Source organism: Rathayibacter sp. AY1A4, from assembly GCF_002930955.1.
Lineage (GTDB): Bacteria > Actinomycetota > Actinomycetes > Actinomycetales > Microbacteriaceae > Rathayibacter.
Window position 1 is genome coordinate 1 of the sequence record NZ_PSTN01000048.1, and the last position, 8,713, is coordinate 8,713.

The window sequence follows — 8,713 nt, forward strand, 5'->3', positions numbered from 1 at the left end:
CAGCGGGGCCGGGACCGGCGGGGCCGCACCGGCCGGGGCCGGGCGGGGTGGGAGCGGTGCCCTCTGCGGGCGCATCGGTGGACGGAGCGTCGGTGGAGGTGGAGTGCAGCGGGGTGGCGCTGGAGGTCGGCGTGCTCGACGGCGTCGCGGCGAATGCGGCGGTCGAGCCGAGCGCGACGAGTCCGAGGGCGCCGACGGCGATGCCGATGGTCAGGGCGCGCTTCTTCGGACGGCGCGGCCCGAAGCTCGAGCCCTTCTCGGCGGGGGTGGTCGACTCGGTCATGGGTGTCTCCTCGTTCCGGCCCGGTACCGACCCCGTTCGGGATCGGTTGCGGCCGGTTCCATCTCAGATTCGAAGGCGAATCTGAAGCCGGACTTAAGAACAGACCCTCCACAGCAGACGCCGGGTGCGCCCCGATCCGCGGCCCCTAGGTTCGAGCACATGCCCTCCTCCGCCCGTGTGCTCCTCATCGAGGACGACGACGCCATCCGCTCCTCCGTCGAGACCGCGTTGCGCAGCGAGCGCTTCACGGTCCGCGGTCTCGTCTCCGGCGAGGACCTCTCCCGCGAGCTGAGCACCTTCGCTCCGGACCTGGTGATCCTCGACTGGATGCTCCCCGGCCCGAGCGGCATCGTGCTCGCCGAGCGGATCCGCCGCAGCAGCGACGCGGCGGTGATCATGCTCACCGCCCGCGACGCCGTCGACGACCGCCTCCGCGGCTTCGACGAGGGCGTCGACGACTACGTGGTGAAGCCGTTCGTGCTCGCCGAGCTCGTCAAGCGCGTGACCGCCGTGCTGCGCCGCCGCGGCCGCATCCCGTCCGTCGTCGAGATCGGAGACCTCGTCGTCGACCCGGAGTCGGGCCGCGCCCGCCGCGGCGGCGTCGCCCTCGACCTCACCGCGACCGAGTTCCGCCTCCTCGCCTTCCTCGCCGGGAACCGCGGCCGCACCCTCACCAAGACCCAGATCCTCACGCAGGTCTGGGGCTACGACCACGTCGACCCGAACCTCGTCGAGGTGCACCTCAGCTCCCTCCGCAAGAAGATGGAGGCGCACGGCGACCGGCTCGTGCACACCGTCCGCGGCCTCGGCTACCGGGTGGAGGCGTGAGCCGCTCCAAGCCGGGCGCCCTGCGGACCGGCTCCCTCCGCCTCCGCACCGTCCTGGCCGTGCTCGCGCTGCTGGCCGTTCTGCTCCTGGCCCTCTCGGCGACGGTGCAGGCGGTGCTCGGCGAGCGCCTCCGCGACCAGATCGAGGAGCGGCTGCAGGACCGCGCCTCCGCCGCCGCCGCGCTGGTCGGCACGATCGCCGACGACGCCCTCGCCTCCCGCCTCTCGGCGCAGGGCGTCTCGGTGCGGATCACGAGCCCCGAGGGCGAGGACGTCGTGGCCGGGCCGAGCCCGGAGCAGCTGCGCCTGGGCCCTGGAGCCGCCGACCAGCTCGGAGAGCCGCCGTCGCCGCCCGGCACGAGCTCCTCCTCCGGAGCCGTCCCGCCCCGAGCCGCGTCCGCCGCCGTCACCGTCGTCTCGAGCAGCGTCGCCGCCGACGACGAGCTGATCACCCTCGAGTCGACCCTCAGCGACGGCACCCGCCTCGAGCTCACCAGCGAGGCCGGATCGGTGGGCAGCACCCTCGCGCAGCTGAACGGGATCCTGCTCGCCGCGTCGGCCGTGTTCCTCCTGCTGGCCGCCCTCGCGCTGATCGTCGTGGTCCGCGCGACCCTCCGGCCCCTCGAGCGGATGACCGACGTGGCCCGCGACATCGCGCACGGCGACCGCGGGCGGCGGCTGCGCCCCTCCCGTCCGCGGACCGAGCTCGGCCGCACCGCGACCGCGTTCGACGAGATGCTCGACGACCTCGAGCAGGCCGAGCGCAGCGCCCTCGCCGCCGAGGCGACGGCCCTCGCGGCGGAGCAGCGGATGCGCGCGTTCGTCTCGGACGCCGCGCACGAGCTGCGGACGCCGGTCGCCGGCATCCAGGCCGCCGCCGACGCGCTCGTCCGCGCCGACGGCGGCGAGCAGGAGCGCGAGCGCCTCTCGGTGCACGTCGTGCGGGAGTCGCTGCGCGCGGGCCGCCTCATCCAGGACATGCTGCTGATGGCGCGGCTGGACGAGGGCCTGGCTCTGGAGTCGCGTCCGCTGGACCCCGCGGGCGTCGCCGAGGCCGCGATCGAGCGCCAGGAGCTGCGCCGCCCGGGCCTCGCGATCGAGCTGCACCGGCCCGCCGAGCCGCTCCTGGTCAGCGCCGACGCCGACCGGCTGGCCCAGGTGCTCGGCAACCTCCTCGAGAACGGCGCCCGCTTCGCCCGCTCGCGGATCGACGTCGCCGTCGAGGCGGCCGCCGACTCCGTCACGATCACCGTCGACGACGACGGCCCCGGCATCGCCGAGGCCGACCGCGAGCGCGTCTTCGATCGCCTCGTCCGCCTCGACGACGCCCGCAACCGCGCCGACGGCGGCTCGGGCCTCGGCCTGCCGATCGCGCGCGGGCTGGCCCGGGCCCTCGGCGGCGACCTCGTGGCGGAGGCGGGGCCCGTCGGCGCCCGCTTCCGGGTGACGCTGCCTCGCGCGGGGTGACGCCGTCCCGCTCCCCCTAGGCTCGACGGGCGCGCGGGCCCCGCTCCGCCGGGACGGCAGGAGTGGCTCCATGGACAGGGACGACGCGGAGCAGCGTGTCCGGCAGGCCCGCGACGAGGCCCCGAGGTTCGGGAGCGGTCCCCTGCTCGCCACCTTCACCGTCCGGCACCGCCGCGGACTCGACGTCGCCTTCGTGCTCGACGGCGCCGACGGCGACTTCCAGATCGGCATGGGCGCCGCGTCCGACGACTTCCGGAGCGTCCTCACCGTCGGCGTCGACCGCGAGGACGGCCGCATCCGCGGCGTCTCCAGCTGGACCGTCGACGGCCGCGAGAGCCGCGTGCCCGTGCGGATCCTGCACCGCTCCGCCACCGTGATCATCGTGGAGGCCGCTCCCCTCCCCCTCGACCGGCGCCCGTCCTCGCTCAAGTGCTGGTCCTTCCTCCGCCGGGCCTCCGCCGACCACCACTCCGACGTGCTCGGCTTCGTGTCCCCCGAACTGGCCGACCTCCCCCCGGTCCGGCTCCTCCCCGATCCGCGGGAGCGGCGCGGGCGCTGAGCCGGCCTCGCGCGCGAGGGGACGGATCCCCGCCCGACCCGCAGGCGCCGGTGCGATCATGCGCTGACGTGATCCCGCCCGGAGGTCCGCCCGACCCGGAGGAGCGCTCGTGACGCAGGAGGTGCAGTCGACCCGGCTGCGGTCGCTCGGGAGCGAGGCGTTCTTCGGAGCGACGGTGGTCGTGGCGGCGGCGTGGTCGGGCGCCCGGGCGTTCCAGCTCTACGGAGGGTGGGGCGTGGTGCTCGCGGTGGCCGCGGTGATCGTCGCGGGGCTCGGCTTCGGGATCCGACGGCGCGTCGAGGAGCGGTGGTCCCGACCGATCCTCGAGAGGCTGCGGGCCGAGCATCCGGACGGCGGCGTCACCGCGGTGCTGAACACTCCGGAGACGCTGGCCTCGCTGCGGACGCTCGCGGTCGCCGGAGCCGCGGTCGACCTCCCGGCGCTGCGCTCGGCGAAGCCGGACCCCGTGCTGCTGGCCGTCATCACCGCGAGGGCGCTCTCGCTGTTCCGCGCCGACGCGGACCTCTCGCCGATCGCGTTCCTGCCCCTCGCCGCCGGGGACGCCCCCGAGTCGGTGACGGGCTACCACCACGGTCACGCGCTCGCGGCTCCCGTTCTCACGGTCCGGCAGCAGGGGACGGAGCAGCGGCTCGCCCTCTTCCCCGCCGACGGCGCGCGGACGATCACCGGTGTCCTCGGCTGCTGAGCGAGGCCCGCTGCGCATCGCCGGGAGTCTCCGCCCCGCGGCGGATCCGGCAGCGCCGCGCCGCGCGTAGCGTCGGGCGATGGACATGTCACTGCTCGGCACCAGCGTGGTCGCCGCCCTGTGCGGGGCCGCGTATCTCGGAGTCGCGATCCTCGCGGTCGCGCAGGTCCTCCGCTCCGGCCTCGATCCCCTGCGGAAGGGCCTGTGGACGATCGCCGTCGTGGTGGCGCCCTTCCTGGGGTCGATGGCGTGGTTCCTCGTCGGGCGGCCCGGAGCGCGAGCCTGAGACGCGGCTCAGCCCGCACCCATGCCTACGATCACCGATCGCGCAAGCACCTGCTCGCGGGGCGCCCGCACGTCAGCATGAGCGGGATGGACACGATCGAGGAGGCGGGCGCCTGGGCGCGCGCTCTGGTGCGCCGCGAGTTCGGCGTCGGCCTCGTCGACCTGGAGCCCGTCGTCGGCGGACTCGACCACGGAGCGCGCGTCTGGTGCGCGGCTGACGGCTCCGGGGCGCTGTGGAGCGTCAAGGCGTCGGCCCGCGACGGGCGCTTCGGCCTCGCGCTCTCGGCGTCGCTGGGAGAGGCGGGGGTGCCGGGCGTCGCGGCGCCGCACCGCGCCTCCGACGGGCGCCCCTGGGCGGAGGACCAGGGGCTGCGGGTCTCGGTCGCGCCGTGGATCCTCGGCGAGGACGCGGTCGACTCCGGCGAGGACGCCCTCGACTGGGAGGGGTTCGGCGCGGTCCTGCGCTCCGTGCACGACGCCGAGCCGCCGACCCTCGCGCCTCCCGTGCGGCGGGGAATCCGCCGCGTCCGCCGTCCGCTCGCCGACCTCCTCGCCGAGACCGACGAGAGGATCGACGCGCAGCCGGAGTTCCGCCCCCGCCTCACCGCGCTCTGGCGCGGGAACCGCTCCCGCCTCGACGCCCTCGCCGGCGCTGAGCGACGGCTGAAGCGCGCCCGCACGCCCACCTCCCGCGTGCCCCTCCACGGCGACCCGCATCCCGGCAACGTCGTCATCGACGAGAGCGGCCGCCCCTGGCTGATCGACTTCGACGAGGCCACCGTCGCCCCGCGGGAGGCCGACCTGCTCCTGATCGAGCTGGGAGTCATCTACTCGCGGCCGATCAGCGACGTGCAGCGCTCGGCGTTCCGCGCGGGCTACGGCGAGGCCCTGATCGACGACGAGCGGATCGTCCGCTTCGGCTGCGTCCGCGCGGTCGAGGACGTGGCCGCCACTGTCGCGCTGGCCCTCGCCGACCCGGAGCCGGAGGAGCGCGAGGCCGCCTCCGTGCCCGCCTCCCGCCTCGGCCGCGCCGCCTCGGCGCTGCCCGTCCCCACTCCGCTCGACCTGCTCGTCGGCCAGCTCGGCCCGCACGGCCTCGTCTCGCTCGTCGAGACCGCCCTCCGCCGCCCCGCCTGACGCGGCCCTCCGACCCCGCCCCCGTCCGACCCTTCACAGCAGGAGACCACCCATGCGCAGACGATTCATCCCTCTCGCCGCCGTCCTGGCGTCGACCGCCGCCCTCACCGGCTGCAGCGGCTTCGGAGGAGGAGGCGGCGGTTCGGCCGACGCCGACTCGATCACCTTCACCACCTGGGCCAGCGAGTCCGAGCAGGCGGCCTTCGAGTCGCTGATCACCGACTTCGAGGCCGAGCACGAGGGGGCGAGCGTCGAGCTCAACGTCGTCCCCTACGACCAGATGTTCAGCAACATCGACGCGCAGCTGTCGTCGGGCGAGGCCCCCGACGTGTTCCGCGTCGACTACGGCAACCTCGGCGTCTACTCCAGCCAGGAGCAGCTGCTCGACCTGACCGACCGGATCGACGACTTCGACTCCTTCACGCCCGCGTTCCAGGAGGCCGTCTCGTTCGAGGGGAAGCCCTACGGCGTCCCGCACCAGACCGACGTGTCGGCGCTGCTGGTGAACACGCAGCTGCTCGCGGCGGCCGGCATCACCGACGTGCCGACCACCGCCGACGAGGCGTGGACCTGGGAGGAGTTCGCCGACGCCTCCGCGAAGCTGCGCGCGAGCCTGCCCGCCGAGCAGTACCCGTTCGTCTACAACTGGCAGCTCGGCGGCACGCCCCGCTGGCTGAGCTGGCTGTTCGAGGCCGACGGCACGCTGCTGGAGGAGGACGGCACGACTCCGGCGATCGACTCCGCCGCCGGCGCGAAGGCGCTGGACTTCACGAAGAGCTTCTTCGACAACGACTGGGTCCCGCCGACCAGCTCGGTGAAGTCCGCCACCTACGCCGACTCCTTCTTCACAGAGCAGACCGCGGCGATGGCGTTCGCCGGGTCCTTCCTGGTGCCGGACATCGACGACCTCGCCGACTTCGAGTGGACCGCCACGCCGATGCCCGTCGACGAGCGCGGCGCGACCGACCTCGGCGGCAACGCCCTCGTCGCCACGGCCGACACCGACAACCCCGAGCTCGCGACCGAGTTCCTCTCGTTCATGACGCAGGCCGACACCATGGCCGAGTTCTGCGCGGCGACGAACGAGCTGCCCACCCGGTCCGACATCGACCCCGCGTCGATCGAGTTCGCGGTGCGCCCGGACGTGATGCCCGTCTTCGTCGAGCAGGCCGCGACGATCACCCCGCGCGACGTGCAGCAGCTCACCTCGCCGTTCCTCGCGAAGATCTCCGTCGCGATGCAGGACCAGCTCGAGGAGGCGTTCGTCGGCGGACGCAGCACCGAGGAGACCCTCTCCGGCCTCGACGCGGCCATCCAGCAGGCGACCAGCTGATGACCGCCACCACCCTCCGCGGCCGGGCGGGCTCCTCCGCCCGGCCGCGGTCGGCCCGCAGGCGCGAGGCCCTCGCCGGCTTCGGCTTCGTCGGCCCGAACCTGCTCCTGATGGCGCTGTTCCTGTTCGTGCCGATCCTCTGGGCGATCCAGCTCTCGTTCCAGGAGTCGCGCGGCTTCGGCACGCCCGAGTGGGTCGGCTTCGCGAACTACCTGCGGATGGGCGCCGACCCGGTGTTCTGGCAGAGCCTGGGCAACACGCTCCTCTTCACCGCGGTCACCGTGCCGCTCGAGCTCGCCGGCGGCCTCGGCCTGGCCGTGCTGCTCAACTCCGTCCTGCCCGCGCGCGGGATCTTCCGCACGGTGATCGTGCTGCCCCTGGTGATCTCGGGCGTCGCCTCCGGGATGATCGCGGTCACGATCTTCAGCGAGTCCTCGGGCATCGTGAACAAGGTGCTGAGCTCGCTGGGCGCCTCGCCGGTCGCCTGGCAGTCGGACGGCTCCGCGGCGATGATCTCGGTGATGCTGACCGCGGTGTGGCTGCGGATCGGCTTCAACATGGTGATCTACCTGGCGGGCCTGCAGAGCGTCTCGCCCGAGCTCTACGAGGCCGCCCGGATCGACGGAGCGACGCGCTGGCAGCAGTTCCGCGCACTGACGGTGCCGCTGGTCGGCCCGTCCACCTTCTTCCTGCTGATCATGAACGTGATCGCCTCGTTCCAGGTCTTCGACATCGTCTTCGTGATGACGGGCGGCGGCCCCGGCTTCTCCACGTCGGTGCTCGGCACCTACGCGTACCGCAACGGCTTCCAGGTCCGCGAGCAGGGCTACGGCGCCGCGCTCGGCGTCGTCATCCTGCTGGTCTCCCTCGCCTTCACCTACCTGCAGTGGCGCACGAGCCGCACGCGCGATCTCGTCGACTAGGAGCCCTCATGTCGTCCTCCACCGTCACCACGCCCGCCGCGGTCGCCGCGGCCACCGCCCGCGAGACCCCGCGCCGGCGCCCCTCCCGCCGCGACGGCTCCCGCTCCGGACTCGTCGTCCGCCTCGTCATCGCGATCGTCGCCTCGGCGATCGTGTTCTTCCCGCTGTACTGGATGCTCGTCATCGCCTTCTCGCCGCGCGGCGACGTGTTCGCGCCCGGCCCGCCCCGCTTCTGGCCGAGCGAGATCTCGTTCGAGAACTTCGCGACGGTGTTCGCGCGCTTCCCCGTGGGCGAGTGGTTCGTCAACTCGGTCGTGATCGGGGTGTTCGTCACGGTGTTCACCGTCGTGGTGAACCTGCTGGCCGGCTGGGGCTTCGCGCGGCTGCGCTTCCCCGGGCGGAACCTGCTGTTCCTGCTCGCACTGGCCACGATGATGATCCCGGTGCAGGCGATCATGGTCGCGCAGTTCAAGCTCGTGACCGGACTGCAGATCTACGGCACCTACTGGTCGGTGATCCTGCCCGGAGCAGCGGCGGCCTTCGGGATCTTCCTCGCCCGGCAGTTCTTCCTCTCCATCCCGGAGGAGCTGATCGAGGCGGCGCGGATCGACGGCGCCGGCCACCTGCGGGTGTTCCTGCAGATCGTGCTGCCGCTCTCGAAGCCGCTGATCGCCGTCCTGATCCTGCTGACTCTGCTCGGCAGCTGGAACGACTTCGCCTGGCCGCTGATCGCCCTGAAGGACAACGAGCTGTTCACGCTGCCGATCGGCCTGCTCTACCTCAAGGGCCAGTCGACGCCGGACTACAGCGCGAGCATGGCGCTGGCGCTGGTGTCGGTGCTGCCGATGGTGCTGCTGTTCCTGTGCTTCCAGCGCTACTTCGTGCAGGGGTTCGCGCGCAGCGGCATCCGCTGAGGGCGGGCAGAGGCACGGGCGGAGGCACGGGTGGCGTGGAGCGGTCGCCGCGGCGGGACGCTCCTGACCGGACGGGGCCGGAGCGGACGTGGACGGAGAGGACAGAGCAGGGCCGGAGAGGACGGGGCAGGAGAGGACGGGGCAGGAGAGTGCCGACGGACGCGGCGGGCGGCGGGCGGCGGGCGGCGGGCGGCGGAGAACGTGAACCACGTGGAGGTCGTCCGGTCGTGATCTCTCGAGTTCGACGGCTCTCCTGCGCGGCGGGGGCGTCCGCCAGCC

9 protein-coding genes and 1 pseudogene are annotated in these 8,713 nt (G+C 73.5%); 9 read left to right on the forward strand and 1 reads right to left on the reverse strand.

What is annotated here, in order from left to right; genetic code table 11:
* Positions 1 to 283 (reverse strand): annotated as a pseudogene (locus C5B92_RS16570) (hypothetical protein); the annotation flags it as partial.
* A 159-nt stretch (positions 284 to 442) separates the two neighbouring features.
* Between C5B92_RS16570 and C5B92_RS16575 the strand changes: the two are divergent.
* From C5B92_RS16575 to C5B92_RS16615, 9 genes are all read left to right on the forward strand, one after another.
* Positions 443 to 1,111, forward strand: a complete 669-nt coding sequence (locus tag C5B92_RS16575) for a response regulator transcription factor (RefSeq protein ID WP_104256639.1) — start codon at positions 443 to 445, stop codon at positions 1,109 to 1,111.
* Complete coding sequence (locus tag C5B92_RS16580) at positions 1,108 to 2,577, forward strand: HAMP domain-containing sensor histidine kinase (protein ID WP_104350608.1); 1,470 nt, start codon at positions 1,108 to 1,110, stop codon at positions 2,575 to 2,577. The genes C5B92_RS16575 and C5B92_RS16580 overlap by 4 nt, the downstream gene beginning before the upstream one ends.
* Before the next feature lie 70 nt (positions 2,578 to 2,647).
* Positions 2,648 to 3,136, forward strand: a complete 489-nt coding sequence (locus C5B92_RS16585; protein WP_104350609.1) for a hypothetical protein — start codon at positions 2,648 to 2,650, stop codon at positions 3,134 to 3,136.
* A gap of 109 nt (positions 3,137 to 3,245) precedes the next feature.
* Positions 3,246 to 3,842 (forward strand): hypothetical protein, encoded by a 597-nt coding sequence (locus C5B92_RS16590; RefSeq protein WP_104350610.1) that lies wholly within the window; start codon positions 3,246 to 3,248, stop codon positions 3,840 to 3,842.
* 79 nt (positions 3,843 to 3,921) lie between these two features.
* Entirely contained in the window at positions 3,922 to 4,128 is a 207-nt protein-coding gene (locus C5B92_RS16595; RefSeq protein WP_104225196.1) for a PLD nuclease N-terminal domain-containing protein, read from the forward strand.
* A gap of 86 nt (positions 4,129 to 4,214) precedes the next feature.
* Complete coding sequence (locus tag C5B92_RS16600; protein ID WP_104350611.1) at positions 4,215 to 5,264, forward strand: aminoglycoside phosphotransferase family protein; 1,050 nt, start codon at positions 4,215 to 4,217, stop codon at positions 5,262 to 5,264.
* A gap of 52 nt (positions 5,265 to 5,316) precedes the next feature.
* On the forward strand, positions 5,317 to 6,597 hold the full coding sequence (locus C5B92_RS16605; RefSeq protein ID WP_258061605.1) for a sugar ABC transporter substrate-binding protein: 1,281 nt from the start codon (positions 5,317 to 5,319) through the stop codon (positions 6,595 to 6,597).
* A complete protein-coding gene (locus C5B92_RS16610) occupies positions 6,597 to 7,520 on the forward strand; it encodes a carbohydrate ABC transporter permease (protein WP_104239656.1) in 924 nt (307 codons plus the stop codon). Before C5B92_RS16605 ends, C5B92_RS16610 begins: the two co-directional genes overlap by 1 nt.
* An 8-nt stretch (positions 7,521 to 7,528) precedes the next feature.
* A complete protein-coding gene (locus C5B92_RS16615) occupies positions 7,529 to 8,434 on the forward strand; it encodes a carbohydrate ABC transporter permease (protein ID WP_104350612.1) in 906 nt (301 codons plus the stop codon).
* The last annotated feature ends 279 nt before the right edge of the window (positions 8,435 to 8,713 follow it).

What these genes read in the sequence shown, in the direction of transcription:
- C5B92_RS16585 (WP_104350609.1), top strand. Translation starts at nt 2,648, where the DNA reads ATGGACAGGGACGACGCGGAGCAGCGTGTCCGGCAGGCCCGCGACGAG.
- C5B92_RS16610 (WP_104239656.1), top strand. Translation starts at nt 6,597, where the DNA reads ATGACCGCCACCACCCTCCGCGGCCGGGCGGGCTCCTCCGCCCGGCCG.
- C5B92_RS16615 (WP_104350612.1), top strand. Translation starts at nt 7,529, where the DNA reads ATGTCGTCCTCCACCGTCACCACGCCCGCCGCGGTCGCCGCGGCCACC.
- C5B92_RS16575 (WP_104256639.1), top strand. Translation starts at nt 443, where the DNA reads ATGCCCTCCTCCGCCCGTGTGCTCCTCATCGAGGACGACGACGCCATC.
- C5B92_RS16595 (WP_104225196.1), top strand. Translation starts at nt 3,922, where the DNA reads ATGGACATGTCACTGCTCGGCACCAGCGTGGTCGCCGCCCTGTGCGGG.
- C5B92_RS16600 (WP_104350611.1), top strand. Translation starts at nt 4,215, where the DNA reads ATGGACACGATCGAGGAGGCGGGCGCCTGGGCGCGCGCTCTGGTGCGC.
- C5B92_RS16605 (WP_258061605.1), top strand. Translation starts at nt 5,317, where the DNA reads ATGCGCAGACGATTCATCCCTCTCGCCGCCGTCCTGGCGTCGACCGCC.